This is a genomic window from Pseudomonas sp. GW821-FHT09D08 (genome assembly GCF_059416305.1).
In genome coordinates this window covers 144906-159931 of record NZ_JBWKOX010000002.1, presented here as the reverse complement: position 1 = coordinate 159931, position 15026 = coordinate 144906, and the positions used below count along the sequence as shown (strand labels likewise).

Genomic DNA, 15026 nt, shown 5'->3' with positions numbered 1-15026 from the left:
TGGACGAAATAAGGAAGTCAGAAATCAGCCGGGGCCGCGAAGGGCAGAGGACCAGGCTGGCGCTTTCAGGAAATACGAGTCTTGCCGTTGACAGCCGTGTCAGTTGTTTCAGCTAGAGCAGGTGCGGCGCTCGGCAAGTGACGGGCAATCAGCCCGCGATAGGCCGCAGCACCGAGGCATGCGCCGACAATCGGCGCGAAAATCGGAACCAGGAAGTAAGGAATATCGCGGCCGCCAGTGAAGGCCATTTCACCCCAGCCAGCGAAAAAGGTCATCAGCTTGGGCCCGAAATCCCGCGCCGGGTTCATCGCAAAGCCGGTCAGCGGGCCCATGGCACTGCCGATGACCGCAATCAGCAGGCCAATCAGCAGTGGTGCCAGCGGACCACGCGGCAGGCCGTTGTTGTCATCGGTCAGGGCCATGATCACGCCCATCAGGATCGCGGTAATGACCATTTCCACCAGGAAGGCCTGCGCCGTGCTCAGCAGTGCATGGGGGTAGGTGGAGAACACCGAGGCCAATTCCAGGCTGGCCTGGGTGCCGCGCACCAGATGGTGGGTTTGTTCGTAATCGAAAAAGAGATTGCTATAGAGCGTGTACACCAGCGCCGCCGAGCAGAAGGCCCCGGCGATTTGGGCCAGGATGTAGAACGGCAGTTTGCGCTTGTCGAAGTCGGCAAAAATACACAGGGCGATACTGACCGCCGGATTGAGGTGAGCCCCGGAAATACCGGCGCTCAGGTAGATCGCCATGCTGACGCCGATCCCCCAGATGATGCTGATTTCCCACAACCCGAAGCTAGCACCCGCGACCTTGAGCGCAGCAACGCAGCCTGTACCGAAGAAGATCAGAAGCGCAGTCCCCAGGAACTCGGCCATGCATTGGCTCGAAAGTGAAGGCTGTTGAAGAGCAGTTGTCATGGAAAACCTCGATTGTTGTTCTTGTCTGGCGCACTGCCTCAACGGACGGTTGCGCGATTTTCACCGTGACGAGGATCCCCATCCAAGACACGGCTTACTGCTGGAACGCTGCAGGTGTATTCCTACAGTATTCGGAAACGAAAAAATATAGACAAGAATGACGGCTGTCAAAGGTCGAAAGTGAACTGTTGGTCACTTTCCAACTATTGGTTTGATGAATGATCACGCTCGCCACGTTAAGTGTTGTGGACGGAGAGGGCGGACTAGAGCGTTTTATGCGGGCTTGGCCTAGAATTGGCCGTCTGTTTGCCACGCTCGGAGAGGTCATGACCCCCGCATTGGATTTGTTGAAAAAAGTTCGCGCCGAACATCGCATCCACAGTTATGAACACGACCCCAAGGCGGCCTCCTATGGCCTGGAGGCCGCAGAAAAATTGGGCCTCGACCCGGCGCAGGTGTTCAAGACCTTGTTGGCCAGCAGTGAAAAAGGCGAATTATTGGTGGCTGTGGTGCCGGTCGTCGGAAGTCTGGACCTCAAGGCCCTGGCTCATGCGGCGGGTGTGAAAAAAGTCGAAATGGCTGATCCGGCAGCGGCGCAGCGTTCCACCGGTTACCTGCTGGGAGGCATCAGCCCACTGGGGCAGAAAAAGCGGCTGCGCACATTTATTGATGTAACGGCACAGCCGTTCGCGACAATTTTTGTGAGTGCGGGGAGAAGGGGACTGGAAGTGGAGTTGTCCGCCGCAGTGCTGGCGGAACATACCCAGGCCAAATTCGCAGAAATTGGCCGGGCGTAGTCCCGGTATCCTGGATAACCAATGTGGGAGGAGGCTTGCCCCTCCCACACGTTGATCATTGACTCAGCCAGCCGGGCTGTAGCGTCGTACGCCGGATTCGGCGTGAGGAACCTGCGCCGCGACGCTGCCTGAGGCCTGGAACAGCACCAGATGCTCAGCGGCCACGCGAATGCCCACTTGCGCGCCCACCTGATGGTCGGCATGGCTGGGGAAAATCGACTCCAACTGCGCGCCGGTCGGCAGTTGCAGGCGGTACAGGGTCGACGCGCCAAGGAAGGTCTTGCCGACGATCCGCGCTTTCAAGGCACTGTCCGGCGCGTAGACGATGTCGTCCGGGCGCAGCAAGACGTCCACGGCCCCCCCCGTAGGCCAGGTGTAGGCGCGGTTTCCGCGCAGGTCGCCCAGTTCGGTGTGGACGGACTCGGGCGAACTCAACTGGCCACGAATGAAATAACCCTGGCCGATAAAGCTGGCGACATACGGCGTCAGGGGTTCGTGATAGAGGTTGTAAGGGGTATCCCATTGCTCCAGGCGGCCCTCCTTGAACACCCCGACGTGATCACTCACGGCGAATGCCTCTTCCTGGTCATGGGTGACCAGGATCGCACTGGTGCCCCGTGCCTTGAGAATGTCTCGTACCTCGTGGCTGAGCTTGCGCCGCAGTTCGCCGTCGAGGTTGGAGAACGGTTCGTCCAGCAGCAACAGCTGCGGCTCCGGTGCCAGGGCGCGGGCGAGGGCGACGCGTTGTTGCTGGCCGCCCGACAGTTCGTGGGGGAAACGCTTGCCCAGGTTCTTGAGGTTGACCAGCTCCAGCAGTTCGGCGACCACACGGTCTTTTTGCGGGTGCTTGCGAATGCCGAAGGCGATGTTGTCGGCCACGCTGAGATGGGGAAACAGCGCGTAGTCCTGGAACACCATGCCGATACGACGTTTCTCCGGCGCCAGGGTAAAACCGGCGCTGGAGATCACTTCGCCCGCTAGGCTGATTTCGCCTTCATGCACCGGCTCAAACCCGGCAATCGCGCGCAAGGTCGTGGTTTTGCCACAGCCCGAAGAACCCAGCAGGCAGCCGATATCGCCCGCGTTGAGGTGCAGATTGAGGTTCTGCACCACCCGTTGATCCTGGTAACCGCATGCCAGATTGCGCAAGTTCAGCAGTAATGGCTGGCTCATGCGTGGTGGTACGCCGGTTCGACGAGGAATTCGAGCAGGGCTTTTTGCGCGTGCAGGCGGTTCTCGGCCTGGTCCCAGGCCACGGAGCGTGGGTCATCGAGCAGGTCGAGGCTGATTTCCTCACCCCGGTGGGCGGGCAGGCAGTGCATGAACAGCACGTCCGGCGCGGCCATGTCGAGCAGGGCGCGGGTCACCTGGAAGGGCGCGAACAGGGCCAGGCGCTTGGCGGTTTCGTCTTCCTGGCCCATGGAGGTCCAGACGTCGGTGCTGACCAGGTGGGCGCCGATCGCTGCATCCTTTGGATCGCGCAGGATCTGCACACGGCCATCGGCCTTGGCCAGGAACTCGGCGGCCGGTTCGAAGCCTTCCGGACAGGCGATGCGCAGGTGGAAGTCGAACTGAATCGCCGCTTCTATATAGCTGTTGCACATGTTGTTGCCGTCACCGATCCAGGCCACGGTCTTGCCTTGGATCGAGCCACGGTGCTCAAGGAAGGTCTGCATGTCGGCCAGCAACTGGCATGGGTGCAGGTCATCGGACAGACCGTTGATTACCGGCACACGCGAGTTGGCGGCGAATTCGGTCAGGGTGCTGTGGGCGAAGGTACGGATCATCACCGCATCGAGCATGCGCGACATGACGATCGCGCAGTCGCTGATCGGCTCGCCACGGCCCAGTTGGGTGTCACGCGGCGACAGGAAGATGGCCTGGCCACCCAGCTGGATCATGCCGGCTTCGAACGACAGGCGAGTGCGGGTCGACGACTTCTCGAAAATCATCCCGAGCACGCGGTTTTTCAAAGGCTCGAACAGTACGCCGCGGTTACGCAGGTCTTTAAGCTCAATGCCTCGACGGATCACGCTGACCAGCTCTTCGGGCGTGCAATCCATCAGGGAGAGAAAGTGCCTTGCGCTCATCATTAACTACCTTTTTGCAACAGACCGCAGATACTCAAAGCCTTGTTTATTGTGACAACGGGCGAGACCTGCGGCGAAAGCCGCACGGGGCGACGAAATAGGGGAAGGCGCGATATTGACATTAAATGTCGCGTCTTACCAATAGGGCTACGTTTTTAGGGGTGTTCAAGAAGGGCGCGAGAGCGCTTTTGAAGACGATTTCCTGACAGCAGCGGGCCATTTGTACACTGACGCCATCACCTTTTGCAATGCGCGGGGGCGGGCCTGGATCAGGCTGCGTCGGTTTCAGAGGTTGATGACAGGTTCTGTAACATTTGCTCATGTTTGTGCATGGCCTGGCCTGATGGCTATCGATTCACAGGACGAACGATGCTGGCGCCTGTCATGGTCACGGCCCATAGTCAGGCCAAAGCCCAATAAAGAGACTGGCCATGACCAAGACTCTCCACCACCGTGCCTGCCACCTGTGTGAAGCCATCTGTGGCCTGACCCTGGAAACCACCCAAGCCGAAGACGGCAGCCTGGCGATTACCTCGATCAAGGGCGACACGCTGGACAGCTTCAGTCGCGGCCATATCTGCCCGAAGGCCGTGGCGTTGCAGGACATCCAGAATGATCCTGACCGCCTGCACCAGCCCATGTTGCGGGTGGGCAGCGAATGGCAGCCAATCCCGTGGGATGAGGCATTTGCCCTGGTCGCCGAGCGGCTGGCGGGCATCCAGGCGCGGCATGGGCAGCATGCGGTGGCGGTGTATCAGGGCAACCCCAGCGTGCACAACTATGGGCTGATGACCCACAGCAACTACTTCCTCGGCCAGCTCAAGACGCGCAATCGGTTTTCTGCCACCTCCGTAGACCAGTTGCCCCATCACCTCACCAGCCACCTCATGTACGGCCATGGCCTGTTGCTGCCGATTCCGGACATCGACCACACCGACTTCATGCTGATCCTGGGCGGCAACCCGCTGGCCTCCAACGGCAGCATCATGACCGTGCCCGATGTGGAGAAGCGTCTCAAGGCTATCCAGGCCCGGGGCGGCAAGGTGGTGGTGGTCGATCCTCGGCGCAGTGAGACGGCGGCGATCGCTGATCAGCATCTGTTCGTGCGGCCTGGTGGGGATGCGGCGTTGCTGTTCGGGGTACTCAACACGCTGTTCACCGAGAACCTGACGCGTGACAGTCATTTGCCGGTAGAGGGCCTTGAGGAGGTGCGCCGTGCGATCCTCGGTTTTACCGCCGAAGCCATGAGCCGCCAGTGTGCCGTACCCGCCGGGCAGATTCGCCAGTTGGCACGGGATTTCGCTGCTGCGGATAAAGCGGTGTGCTACGGGCGCATGGGTGTGTCGACCCAGGCGTTCGGTACGCTGTGTCATTGGCTGGTGCAGTTGATCAACCTGGTCACGGGCAACCTCGACCGCGAGGGCGGTGCGTTATGCACCAGTCCGGCAGTGGATTTGGTCGCGTCCACCGGTGGCGGGCATTTCAATCGCTGGCAGAGTCGCGTGTCCGGGCGCCCGGAGTACGGCGGCGAGTTGCCAGTGTCTGCATTGGCCGAAGAAATGCTCACCGGCGGCGAAGGGCAGATCCGCGCGCTGGTGACGGTGGCGGGCAACCCGGTGCTGTCGACCCCCAATGGCCGCCAGTTGGAGCAGGCGCTGGACGGCTTGGAGTTCATGGTCAGCATCGACCTCTATATCAACGAGACCACGCGTTATGCCGATCTGATCCTGCCGTCCACTTCGGCGCTGGAGAACGACCACTACGACACCACGTTCAACATGTTCGCCGTGCGCAATGTCACCCGTTTCAATCGCGCGATTCTGCCCAAGCCTGAGGGGGCGTTGCATGACTGGGAGATTTTTGTCGGCCTGGCCACGGCATTCGCTGCGCAGGCCGGTATGGCGCTCAAGCCCACCATGCCGCCTGCGCAAATGATCGACTTCGGCCTGCGCGCCGGCGCTTATGGTGATGCGTCGAGCCATCAGTTGTCGGTGGCGAAGCTGGCGGATCATCCCCATGGCATGGACTTGGGACCGCTCCAGCCAAATCTCGCAGCGCGGTTGAAAACCGTGGATGGCAAGGTGCAGGCGGCACCGGCAGTGATTCTGGCGGATCTGGCGCGCTTTGCGGCGCAGCCGATGCCTGTGGCTGACGAGTTGCTGCTGATCGGCCGTCGCCATGTGCGCAGTAATAATTCCTGGATGCATAACTATCACCGGCTGGTGAAGGGCAAGCCTCGGCACCAGTTGCATATGCATCCCGACGACCTGGCCAGTCGCCAGTTGGCAGACGGCCAGCGGGTGCGCGTCAGTTCACGTATCGGCATGATCGAGGTGGAGGTGGTCGCCAGCCTGGACATGATGCCCGGCGTGGTCAGCCTGCCCCATGGTTGGGGCCACGCCCGTCCTGGCGTCCAGATGACCATCGCCAGCGAGCAACCGGGGGCGAGCGCGAATGACTTGACCGACGAGCGGCAATTGGATGAGTTATCGGGCAATGCGGCATTGAATGGCGTACCGGTCCAAGTCGCTGCCGCATAAGGAGCCCGAGCACCGCGTTGGAATTTTGCGTTACAATGCGCCACCGTGCCGACCTGTGAGTCGCAAAGTTCCAGCCGAGGTGTTCCATGGATATCATCGAAACGATCAAAGAGCAGATTGCCAACAACACCATTCTGCTTTACATGAAGGGCGCACCTAACGCTCCTCAGTGCGGTTTCTCCGCGAAGGCTTCCCAGGCTGTTATGCAGTGTGGCGAGAAGTTCGCTTACGTGGATATCCTGCAAAACCCGGAAATCCGCGCCAACCTGCCGAAGTACGCCAACTGGCCTACCTTCCCGCAACTGTGGGTAGCCGGTGAGCTGGTCGGCGGTAGCGATATCATCACCGAAATGGCGGCTGATGGTTCGTTGCAGGCGTTGATCAAAGATGCAGCGGCAAACGCGGCGGCCAAGACCGACGCTTGATTCGCCTGCAATAAAAAGCCCCGCTTCTCGTGAGAGAGCGGGGCTTTTTTGTACCTGTGGGCGACGGGGTTATTCACCCATCTGCGATTGCAGGTAGTTTTCCAGGCTGACTTTATCGATCAGGCCCAGTTGGGTTTCCAGCCAGTCGATATGTTCTTCCTGGTCTTCGAGGATATCTTCCAGCAGCTCACGGCTGCCGAAGTCGCCCTTGGTCTCGCAATGTGCGATGGCGGCCTTGAGGTCGCTGTGGCTCTTGCGTTCAAAGCCCAGGTCGCTGCTGATCATTTCCTGGGTGTGCTCGCCGATGTTCAGCTTGCCCAGGTCCTGTACGTTCGGCAGGCCTTCGAGGAACAGGATGCGCTTGATCAGCGCGTCTGCGTCCTTCATGGCCTTGATGGATTCTTTGTATTCACGCTTGCCAAGCTTTTCCAGGCCCCAATCGTCGTACATGCGCGCATGCAGGAAGTACTGATTGATCGCGACCAGTTCATTGGCAAGGATTTTGTTGAGTTGCTGGATGACTGAAATGTCGCCTTTCATGACTGGGGTCCTGCCCTGTAGTAGCTGTGTATAAGGCGGAGTTTGAGCGGCGAAAACCCTAGTGTCAAACCTAAGTTATTGAATAATAAATGAAAATTAATCGGAATAAGAATGTTTGTGTTCCGCGTCTTAGCGCTAACTAATTGAATTACAGGCATAAAAAAAACCGGACACTCGGTCCGGTTCTTCAAAACACGCCTATTTAAGCGTGTGTAAATTCTGCTGAGTAGGGAACAGCTGCCTGGGCTGTTTGCAGCTGCGTCAGGGTTTCCCGTACCACTTGCTTGGCGAGGCAAGCACATTTACCACATTGACTGGCAACGCCGGTGGTTTCACGCACTTCCTTGTAGCTGCAGCAACCTTCATAGATTGCTTCGCGGATTTGTCCGTCGGTGACGCCGGTACACAGGCACACATACATAAGGGAGAACCGTCGCGGGTTTAAGGCTTAAGTGCGATGGATCTTAATGTTAACGAGAATGATTGTCAAAGTAGATTCGTAGGGTATTCGCCTGCACCGCCCTCACGCTGACGAACGGTTTTTTCAGTGTATGATGGTCGGTCTTCACGAAGCGTGACTGCGTCACAGGGCTGTCGCTTGAATGCGGCAGACTCAAGGCCGGTCCTTTTACTTCAATCGTCACCCTTACATCAGGAGATACCCAATGAGCGTACTCGTCGGCAAACAAGCCCCGGATTTCGACGTACCTGCCGTGCTCGGCAATGGCGAAATCGTTGACAGCTTCAAACTGTCTGAAGCCATCAAAGGCAAATACGGCCTGGTGTTCTTCTACCCGCTGGACTTCACCTTCGTCTGCCCTTCGGAGCTGATCGCTCTGGACCACCGCATGGACGATTTCAAGGCACGTAACGTTGAAGTGGTTGCCGTTTCCATCGACTCCCATTTCACCCACAACGCCTGGCGCAACACGGCCATCAACGATGGCGGCATCGGCAAAGTCAAATACACCATGGCTGCCGACATGAAGCACGACATCGCCAAGGCCTATGACGTTGAATCCGAAGGCGGCGTGGCGTTCCGTGGCGCGTTCCTGATCGACGACAAAGGCGTTGTGCGCTCCCAGATCATCAACGACCTGCCGCTAGGCCGTAACATGGAAGAGCTGATCCGTCTGGTCGACGCCCTGCAATTCCACGAAGAGCACGGAGAAGTCTGCCCTGCCAACTGGAAAAAAGGCGACAAAGGCATGAACGCTTCGCCAGAAGGCGTTGCGGCTTACCTGACCGAGAACGCTGGCAAGCTGTAAGCCGGATTCGCGGGACAAAAAAAACCGGCCTGAGAAGGCCGGTTTTTTTGTGCGCGGGATTTGACCTCAGTCGCCGAAGTCTTCCCAGCCGCCCATCTGCTTCCAGCGGTTGACGATGCCGCAGAACAGCTCGGCGGTCTTCTCGGTGTCGTAGCGTGCCGAGTGGGCTTCGCGACCGTCGAAGTCGATGCCGGCCGCCTGGCAGGCCTTGGCTAATACCGTCTGGCCATAGGCCAGACCAGCAAGGGTGGCGGTGTCGAAACTGGAGAACGGGTGGAACGGATTGCGCTTCATGTCCAGCCGCGTCACGGCGGCGTTGAGGAAGCCCAGGTCGAAGCTGCTGTTATGCCCGACCAGGATCGCGCGCTTGCAGCCATTGGCCTTCAAGGCCTTGCGTACGCCACGGAAGATATCGGTGAGTGCCGCCTCTTCGCTGACGGCCATGCGCAGGGGGTGATCCAGTTTGATCCCGGTGAACTCCAGGGCTGCCGCTTCGATATTGGCACCTTCAAACGGCTCGACGCGGAAGAAGTGGGTGTGCTCCGGATACACAAAGCCCTGTTCGTCCATGCCGATAGTCGTTGCGGCGATTTCCAGCAGTGCATCGGTGGCGCAATTGAAGCCGCCGGTTTCTACGTCGACAACGACAGGCAGGTAGCCGCGGAAACGTTCGGCCATCGGATGGCGCGAACCACCACCGCCACCGTGTTCCTGGTCGTCATCGTAATGGTCTTCACTCACTTGCTTTCCTCCAGCAGGCGCCAGCGCAGTGTTTCACCGGCGCGCAGCGGGATAACGGTCAGCTCGCCAAATGGCAGGCTGGCGGGGGCGGTCCAGTCTTCACGGACCAGGGTGATACGGTCGGTATTCGCCGGCAGGCCGTAGAATCGCGGGCCATTGAGGCTGGCGAAACCTTCGAGTTTATCCAGGGCGTTGCGCTGTTCGAACGCTTCGGCATACAGCTCGATGGCGGCGAACGCGGTGTAGCAACCGGCACAACCGCATGCCGCTTCCTTGGCGTGCTGGGCGTGGGGCGCAGAGTCGGTGCCGAGGAAGAATTTCGGATTACCGCTGGTCGCGGCATCCAGCAAGGCCACCTGGTGGGTGTTGCGCTTGAGGATCGGCAGGCAATAGAAGTGCGGCCGAATCCCGCCCACCAACATGTGGTTGCGGTTGTACAGCAGGTGATGGGCGGTGATGGTTGCGCCAACGTTGGCCGAGGCCTCGGTGACGAACTGCACGGCATCGGCCGTGGTGATGTGCTCGAACACCACCTTGAGGGTCGGGAACAGCTCGACTACGCGGCGCATGTGCTCGTCGATGAAGATTTTCTCGCGATCGAACACGTCCACGTCGCCACGGGTGACTTCACCGTGGATCAGCAGCGGCATGCCGACTTCGGCCATGGCTTCGATGGCCGGCAGGATCTTGTCGATACTGGTCACGCCGGAATCGGAGTTGGTGGTCGCGCCGGCCGGGTACAGCTTGGCGGCGTGCACGAAACCGCTGGCCTTGGCCTGGCGAATTTCTTCGGGCTGGGTGCGATCGGTGAGGTAGAGCACCATCAACGGTTCGAAGCGGCTGCCGGCCGGCCGTGCAGCGAGGATGCGCTGGCGATAGGCGTCGGCTTCGGCGGCGTTACGCACCGGTGGTACCAGGTTAGGCATGATGATGGCGCGGCCAAACGTACGCGCTACATCGGCCACGGTTTGGGGCAACGCAGCACCATCGCGAAGATGAATATGCCAGTCGTCGGGACGCAGCAGGGTCAGGCGGTCGGACATTGGGGATTCCAGGCGGGTCAATCTGGTGGGAATGCTACCGGAAAAGACTCTTGCAGGCACTCGCTATCAAGTTTTGCAGGATGCATCCGATAGCCTTTCGTATGCCTTATCGATGTATGACGCTTTGAAGTGTTGTAGAAACCAGTGGAGCCTCCCGTGCGCCAGCATTATCTAGCCCTGCTCAGTGTGTTCGCCAGCCTGCCTGCTATGGCCCTCACGTTCCAGACGCGTCTGGAGAACATTGAGTGGAAGGTGGAGGGGGACAAGTTCGAGTGCCGCCTGAGCCAACCGATCACCGACTTCGGTTCGGGTGAGTTCGTGCGCCGGGCCGGCGAGCAGGCGACGTTTCGTCTGAAAGCCTATAACGGGTCGCTGGGCGCAGGGTCGGCCACCTTGTTGGCCGCCGCAGCCCCCTGGCAGCCCGGTCGGGGTGACATCAATCTCGGCGCCGTACGTGCCGGCAGCGGTGATGTGCTGTTCAACAGCTCTCAGGCCCAGGCCGGGCGTCTCTTCAACGGTTTGCTCGATGGACGCTCGCCCACGGTGCGTCACTATGGACGCGAGGGTGGCTATTCGGAGATTCGCCTGCTGCCGGTGAAATTCAACAAGGCCTACAGCGACTATCAGCTGTGCACGGCCAAGCTGCTGCCGATGAATTACGATCAGGTCAAGCAGACCGAAGTGGGCTTCCCCGGTGGCGGCATCGAGCTGGACGCTGCGGCAAAGCAGAAGCTGGCGGTGATTCTCGAATTCATGAAGGCGGACCCTACCGTCAACCATATCGAATTGAACGGCCACTCGGACAACAGCGGCAATCGCCTGAGCAACCGTGATGTTTCACGCCGTCGTGCGCTGGCGGTGATGGACTACTTCAAGGCCAACGGTATTCCTGAGTCTCAGATCACTCTGCGGTTCCATGGTGAAAGCTACCCCTTGGCGCCCAACACCACTGCCGCCAACCGGGCCCGTAATCGCCGTGTGAATATTCAGCTCGAACGCGTGGCTGCCCCTGAGAAACCGGCCCCCCAGGCCACGGGCCCGAGCAACCCGGCACACACCTCCTGACGTGCGACCATCGGTCGCTCGCTCGACATAATCTGTCGCTTTATCTTCATTTGCTGTCGCGCCCCTGTAAATTCACGGTTTTGATCGGTAGAATCGACGCCTTTCCGTACAACCCCGTGGAGTGATGGCATGGCCGACGTAAACAAGGTCGTTCTCGCGTATTCCGGCGGCCTGGACACTTCGGTGATCCTCAAGTGGCTGCAGGATACTTATAACTGTGAAGTGGTGACCTTCACCGCTGACCTGGGTCAGGGCGAAGAGGTCGAACCTGCACGTGCCAAGGCGCAAGCCATGGGCGTGAAAGAGATCTACATTGACGACCTGCGCGAAGAATTCGTCCGCGATTTCGTCTTCCCGATGTTTCGCGCCAACACCGTCTACGAAGGCGAGTACCTGCTGGGTACTTCCATCGCACGTCCGCTGATCGCCAAGCGCCTGATCGAAATCGCCAACGAAACCGGCGCTGATGCCATTTCCCATGGCGCTACCGGCAAGGGCAACGACCAGGTGCGTTTCGAACTGGGTGCCTACGCGCTCAAGCCTGGTGTGAAAGTGATTGCCCCGTGGCGTGAATGGGACCTGCTGTCCCGTGAAAAGCTGATGGATTACGCTGAAAAGCACGCGATCCCGATCGAGCGTCATGGCAAGAAGAAGTCCCCGTACTCGATGGACGCCAACCTGCTGCACATCTCCTATGAAGGCGGCGTGCTGGAAGACACCTGGACCGAGCACGAAGAAGACATGTGGAAATGGACCGTCTCCCCGGAGAACGCTCCAGACAAGCCGCAGTACCTGGAACTGACCTACCGTAATGGCGACATCGTCGCGCTGGACGGCGTCGAGATGACCCCGGCCACCGTATTGGCGACCTTGAACCGTATCGGTGGCGAGCACGGTATCGGCCGCCTCGACATCGTCGAGAACCGCTATGTGGGCATGAAGTCCCGTGGCTGCTATGAAACCCCGGGCGGCACTATCATGCTGCGTGCTCACCGCGCCATCGAGTCCATCACCCTGGACCGTGAAGTGGCTCACCTCAAAGACGAGTTGATGCCCAAGTACGCCAGCCTGATCTATACCGGCTACTGGTGGAGCCCTGAGCGTCTGATGCTGCAACAGATGATCGACGCCTCCCAGGCCCACGTGAACGGTGTTGTGCGTCTGAAATTGTACAAGGGCAATGTGATTGTTACTGGCCGCAAGTCCGATGACTCGCTGTTCGACGCCAACATCGCCACCTTCGAAGAAGATGGCGGCGCCTACAACCAGGCCGACGCAGCGGGCTTTATCAAGTTGAATGCATTGCGCATGCGCATTGCTGCCAACAAAGGTCGCTCGTTGTTCTGAGTGTTTAGCTCGTTGTAAAAAATGGCCCCTTTTTCAAGGGGCCATTTTTTTTGGCCTGGTATTTTGATTAAGTCCACGCTGTTTAAACTTGTTTAATTGGTGATCCAACTATTGGATTGCTGGTTTTTTTGCCGGGCGAATGATTTTTTATCATTTATGTAGGAACCAGTCTTACAGATAATTCACTCATATAGGTGCGAGGAGTACGTAAGAAGTAAAAAATACTGTAGGAAATATGGAAGTAAATAAATATGTTGAATGGAACTGAAACTACCGATTTTTCTCTGCCAGCTCCGGTACCTGCAGTCGACGGGCAAGGGGCATTTCCTGATAGTGGTGTGCGGCACGTTTACCTTATCCCCTGGGGACCTTGGAAATTTCACTCAAAATATGTGATGCCCCGGAAAGTTCTGAAAGGCTCCATAAAACTGGAAACATCTGAATCGGTGTTTTTTTGTAGGGAATTTCCTTTATCGCTGTGGGTTGGGTCTCTGCTTGCTGTTGCTCGGGGGGGAGCGCTATGCCAACTAGGAAACGACTAGGCTATTGTGTTTGCTCTAAATAATTCGAACAGCGAAATTGGACTTTCTCATGAATAAAGTGCTGATCGTAGATGATCATCCCGTCATTCGTCTTGCTGTGCGTATGCTAATGGAACGTCATGGTTATGAGGTCGTTGCCGAGACCAATAACGGTGTCGATGCATTGCAACTTGCGCGGGAGCATATGCCGGACATTGTCATACTGGATATTGGGATTCCCAAGCTCGATGGCCTGGAAGTTATTTGCCGGCTTTCGTCCACCAAACAGGCTGTACCGTTCAAGGTCCTGGTGCTCACCTCCCAGGCCCCAGGTCACTTTTCCATGCGTTGTATGCAGGCGGGCGCTGCGGGCTATGTGTGCAAGCAACAGGACCTGACCGAGTTGCTGAGTGCGATCAAGGCGGTGTTGTCGGGCTACAGCTATTTTCCAAACCAGGCACTCAACTCGGTACGCTCCACCATGGGTAATGCCAGTGAGGCCGATATGGTCGAGCGTCTGTCCGGCCGGGAGATGATGGTGTTGCAGCAATTGGCTCGGGGCAGAACCAACAAGGAAATCGCCGACGGGATGTTTCTCAGCAACAAGACCGTCAGTACCTACAAGACTCGTCTGCTGCTCAAGCTCAATGCCCGCTCTCTCGTGGACCTGATCGAACTGGCCCAGCGTAACGGCTTGGTATAGGTGAGGGCATAGCACTGCATACAGGCCGCGTAACCGGCAGAAAAAAGCCTCCGTCAGGGAGGCTTCCGGCCGTCGACCGCTTGATCAGAGGTCGAAGTCGTAGTCGGCCAGTTGTTTTTGCAAGCGTCGTTCTTCCAGAAGGTTGTCGATAGTACGGCGTTTGCTCAGATTGGTCTTGGCGACCTCTGCCACAGGTGCTTCCACGCCATCGTCCTCCGATTCAACGAGGTCGTCTTCCACATCCAACTGTTCTTTGTCAGTGCTCATAACGTTAACTCCGGAGTAAGACTGCCGTTGGCGCTCCTTATAACGATAATCCATGAATGGGTAAAAAAGATTTTTTCAATCGACTGATCGAGAAAACCAATGAACCCTCAATCGTCCGACGTCTTGTCCTTGTATTCGCACAGGTCTTCAATGCGGCAGCTGCCGCAGCGCGGCTTGCGGGCCTGGCAAACATAGCGTCCGTGCAGGATCAGCCAATGGTGGGAGTCAAGCAGGTATGGCTTGGGCACGAACTTCATGAGCTGCTTTTCCACTTCGACCACGTTCTTGCCGCGTGCTATGCCGGTTCGATTACTGACCCGAAAAATATGGGTGTCCACGGCCATGGTGAGTTGCCTGAATGCGGTGTTGAGCACCACGTTGGCTGTTTTACGGCCCACCCCCGGCAGGGCTTCCAGCGCTTCGCGGGTTTCTGGCACTTCGCTATTGTGCCGTTCTATCAGCAAGCGGCAGGTCTCGATGACATTCTTGGCTTTGCTGTTGTACAGGCCGATGGTCTTGATGTACTCCGACAACCCGTCCACACCCAGGGCATAAATCGCCTCTGGCGTGTTTGCCACGGGATACAGCCTGGCCGTGGCCTTGTTGACGCCGACGTCTGTGGATTGGGCCGACAGGATCACGGCAATCAGCAACTCGAACGGCGAGGAGTAGGCCAGTTCGGTCTTGGGTTCCGGATTGTCTTCGTGAAGCCTGCGGAAAATTTCCAGGCGTTTTGCGGCGTTCATGGGGCGGAAGGTT

General features: G+C 58.3%; 16 protein-coding genes. 7 read left to right on the top strand and 9 right to left on the bottom strand.

The features are described 5' to 3' along the window. Window positions 1–65: 65 nt before the first annotated feature. Window positions 66–920, bottom strand: coding sequence for an MIP/aquaporin family protein (locus tag AC07OP_RS03725; RefSeq protein WP_495100939.1), 855 nt, complete (start codon window positions 918–920; stop codon window positions 66–68). Between the two features lie 326 nt (window positions 921–1246). On the opposite strand from AC07OP_RS03725, the gene ybaK reads away from it, so the two are divergent. After that, window positions 1247–1717 carry a Cys-tRNA(Pro) deacylase gene (gene ybaK, locus AC07OP_RS03720; protein ID WP_027604595.1) on the top strand — a complete coding sequence of 157 codons (471 nt, stop codon included), beginning with the start codon at window positions 1247–1249 and terminating at the stop codon, window positions 1715–1717. Window positions 1718–1780: 63 nt separating this feature from the next. Here ybaK and AC07OP_RS03715 read toward each other — a convergent pair whose 3' ends face one another. Both AC07OP_RS03715 and argF read right to left on the bottom strand, forming a co-directional pair. Then, on the bottom strand, window positions 1781–2890 hold the full coding sequence (locus AC07OP_RS03715) for an ABC transporter ATP-binding protein (protein ID WP_065926527.1): 1110 nt from the start codon (window positions 2888–2890) through the stop codon (window positions 1781–1783). Continuing rightward, window positions 2887–3807 carry an ornithine carbamoyltransferase gene (argF, locus tag AC07OP_RS03710; protein WP_027604593.1) on the bottom strand — a complete coding sequence of 307 codons (921 nt, stop codon included), beginning with the start codon at window positions 3805–3807 and terminating at the stop codon, window positions 2887–2889. The genes AC07OP_RS03715 and argF overlap by 4 nt, the downstream gene beginning before the upstream one ends. Window positions 3808–4238: 431 nt before the next feature. Between argF and AC07OP_RS03705 the strand changes: the two genes are divergently transcribed. Beyond that, on the top strand, window positions 4239–6347 hold the full coding sequence (locus AC07OP_RS03705) for a molybdopterin oxidoreductase family protein (protein ID WP_495100940.1): 2109 nt from the start codon (window positions 4239–4241) through the stop codon (window positions 6345–6347). Between the two features lie 86 nt (window positions 6348–6433). Further along, window positions 6434–6772 carry a Grx4 family monothiol glutaredoxin gene (grxD, locus tag AC07OP_RS03700; protein ID WP_027604591.1) on the top strand — a complete coding sequence of 113 codons (339 nt, stop codon included), beginning with the start codon at window positions 6434–6436 and terminating at the stop codon, window positions 6770–6772. A 69-nt stretch (window positions 6773–6841) separates the two neighbouring features. Here the strand turns inward: grxD and bfr are convergent, their stop codons facing one another. Both bfr and AC07OP_RS03690 read right to left on the bottom strand, forming a co-directional pair. Next, the gene (gene bfr, locus AC07OP_RS03695) at window positions 6842–7312 is read right to left on the bottom strand and encodes a bacterioferritin (RefSeq protein ID WP_012722487.1); all 471 of its coding nucleotides are present in this window, start codon (window positions 7310–7312) and stop codon (window positions 6842–6844) included. Between the two features lie 202 nt (window positions 7313–7514). Further along, the gene (locus AC07OP_RS03690; protein ID WP_074844072.1) at window positions 7515–7733 is read right to left on the bottom strand and encodes a bacterioferritin-associated ferredoxin; all 219 of its coding nucleotides are present in this window, start codon (window positions 7731–7733) and stop codon (window positions 7515–7517) included. 244 nt (window positions 7734–7977) lie between these two features. Here AC07OP_RS03690 and AC07OP_RS03685 point away from each other — a divergent pair, with 244 nt between their 5' ends. Beyond that, window positions 7978–8580: a peroxiredoxin gene (locus AC07OP_RS03685; protein WP_003172097.1), complete on the top strand. Its 603-nt coding sequence runs from the start codon at window positions 7978–7980 to the stop codon at window positions 8578–8580. 66 nt (window positions 8581–8646) lie between these two features. Here the strand turns inward: AC07OP_RS03685 and rnt are convergent, their stop codons facing one another. Both rnt and pyrC read right to left on the bottom strand, forming a co-directional pair. Continuing rightward, window positions 8647–9321, bottom strand: a complete 675-nt coding sequence (gene rnt, locus AC07OP_RS03680) for a ribonuclease T (RefSeq protein ID WP_027604590.1) — start codon at window positions 9319–9321, stop codon at window positions 8647–8649. Then, a complete protein-coding gene (gene pyrC / locus AC07OP_RS03675) occupies window positions 9318–10364 on the bottom strand; it encodes a dihydroorotase (protein ID WP_027604589.1) in 1047 nt (348 codons plus the stop codon). The genes rnt and pyrC overlap by 4 nt, the downstream gene beginning before the upstream one ends. Window positions 10365–10520: 156 nt before the next feature. Here pyrC and AC07OP_RS03670 point away from each other — a divergent pair, with 156 nt between their 5' ends. From AC07OP_RS03670 to AC07OP_RS03660, 3 genes are all read left to right on the top strand, one after another. Further along, window positions 10521–11429 (top strand): flagellar protein MotY, encoded by a 909-nt coding sequence (locus AC07OP_RS03670; RefSeq protein WP_092356347.1) that lies wholly within the window; start codon window positions 10521–10523, stop codon window positions 11427–11429. A gap of 129 nt (window positions 11430–11558) precedes the next feature. After that, complete coding sequence (locus AC07OP_RS03665) at window positions 11559–12776, top strand: argininosuccinate synthase (protein WP_012722490.1); 1218 nt, start codon at window positions 11559–11561, stop codon at window positions 12774–12776. 591 nt (window positions 12777–13367) lie between these two features. Continuing rightward, window positions 13368–14000 (top strand): response regulator transcription factor, encoded by a 633-nt coding sequence (locus AC07OP_RS03660; RefSeq protein WP_027604587.1) that lies wholly within the window; start codon window positions 13368–13370, stop codon window positions 13998–14000. 84 nt (window positions 14001–14084) lie between these two features. Here the strand turns inward: AC07OP_RS03660 and AC07OP_RS03655 are convergent, their stop codons facing one another. Beyond that, window positions 14085–14267, bottom strand: a complete 183-nt coding sequence (locus AC07OP_RS03655) for a PA3496 family putative envelope integrity protein (protein ID WP_027604586.1) — start codon at window positions 14265–14267, stop codon at window positions 14085–14087. A 107-nt stretch (window positions 14268–14374) separates the two neighbouring features. Continuing rightward, the gene (nth, locus tag AC07OP_RS03650) at window positions 14375–15013 is read right to left on the bottom strand and encodes an endonuclease III (protein ID WP_027604585.1); all 639 of its coding nucleotides are present in this window, start codon (window positions 15011–15013) and stop codon (window positions 14375–14377) included. Between the last annotated feature and the right edge of the window lie 13 nt (window positions 15014–15026).

Coding starts and splice junctions, on each gene's coding strand:
- AC07OP_RS03725 (WP_495100939.1), bottom strand. CDS start 920: ATGACAACTGCTCTTCAACAGCCTTCACTTTCGAGCCAATGCATGGCC.
- ybaK (WP_027604595.1), top strand. CDS start 1,247: ATGACCCCCGCATTGGATTTGTTGAAAAAAGTTCGCGCCGAACATCGC.
- AC07OP_RS03715 (WP_065926527.1), bottom strand. CDS start 2,890: ATGAGCCAGCCATTACTGCTGAACTTGCGCAATCTGGCATGCGGTTAC.
- argF (WP_027604593.1), bottom strand. CDS start 3,807: ATGAGCGCAAGGCACTTTCTCTCCCTGATGGATTGCACGCCCGAAGAG.
- AC07OP_RS03705 (WP_495100940.1), top strand. CDS start 4,239: ATGACCAAGACTCTCCACCACCGTGCCTGCCACCTGTGTGAAGCCATC.
- grxD (WP_027604591.1), top strand. CDS start 6,434: ATGGATATCATCGAAACGATCAAAGAGCAGATTGCCAACAACACCATT.
- bfr (WP_012722487.1), bottom strand. CDS start 7,312: ATGAAAGGCGACATTTCAGTCATCCAGCAACTCAACAAAATCCTTGCC.
- AC07OP_RS03690 (WP_074844072.1), bottom strand. CDS start 7,733: ATGTATGTGTGCCTGTGTACCGGCGTCACCGACGGACAAATCCGCGAA.
- AC07OP_RS03685 (WP_003172097.1), top strand. CDS start 7,978: ATGAGCGTACTCGTCGGCAAACAAGCCCCGGATTTCGACGTACCTGCC.
- pyrC (WP_027604589.1), bottom strand. CDS start 10,364: ATGTCCGACCGCCTGACCCTGCTGCGTCCCGACGACTGGCATATTCAT.
- AC07OP_RS03665 (WP_012722490.1), top strand. CDS start 11,559: ATGGCCGACGTAAACAAGGTCGTTCTCGCGTATTCCGGCGGCCTGGAC.
- AC07OP_RS03660 (WP_027604587.1), top strand. CDS start 13,368: ATGAATAAAGTGCTGATCGTAGATGATCATCCCGTCATTCGTCTTGCT.
- AC07OP_RS03655 (WP_027604586.1), bottom strand. CDS start 14,267: ATGAGCACTGACAAAGAACAGTTGGATGTGGAAGACGACCTCGTTGAA.
- nth (WP_027604585.1), bottom strand. CDS start 15,013: ATGAACGCCGCAAAACGCCTGGAAATTTTCCGCAGGCTTCACGAAGAC.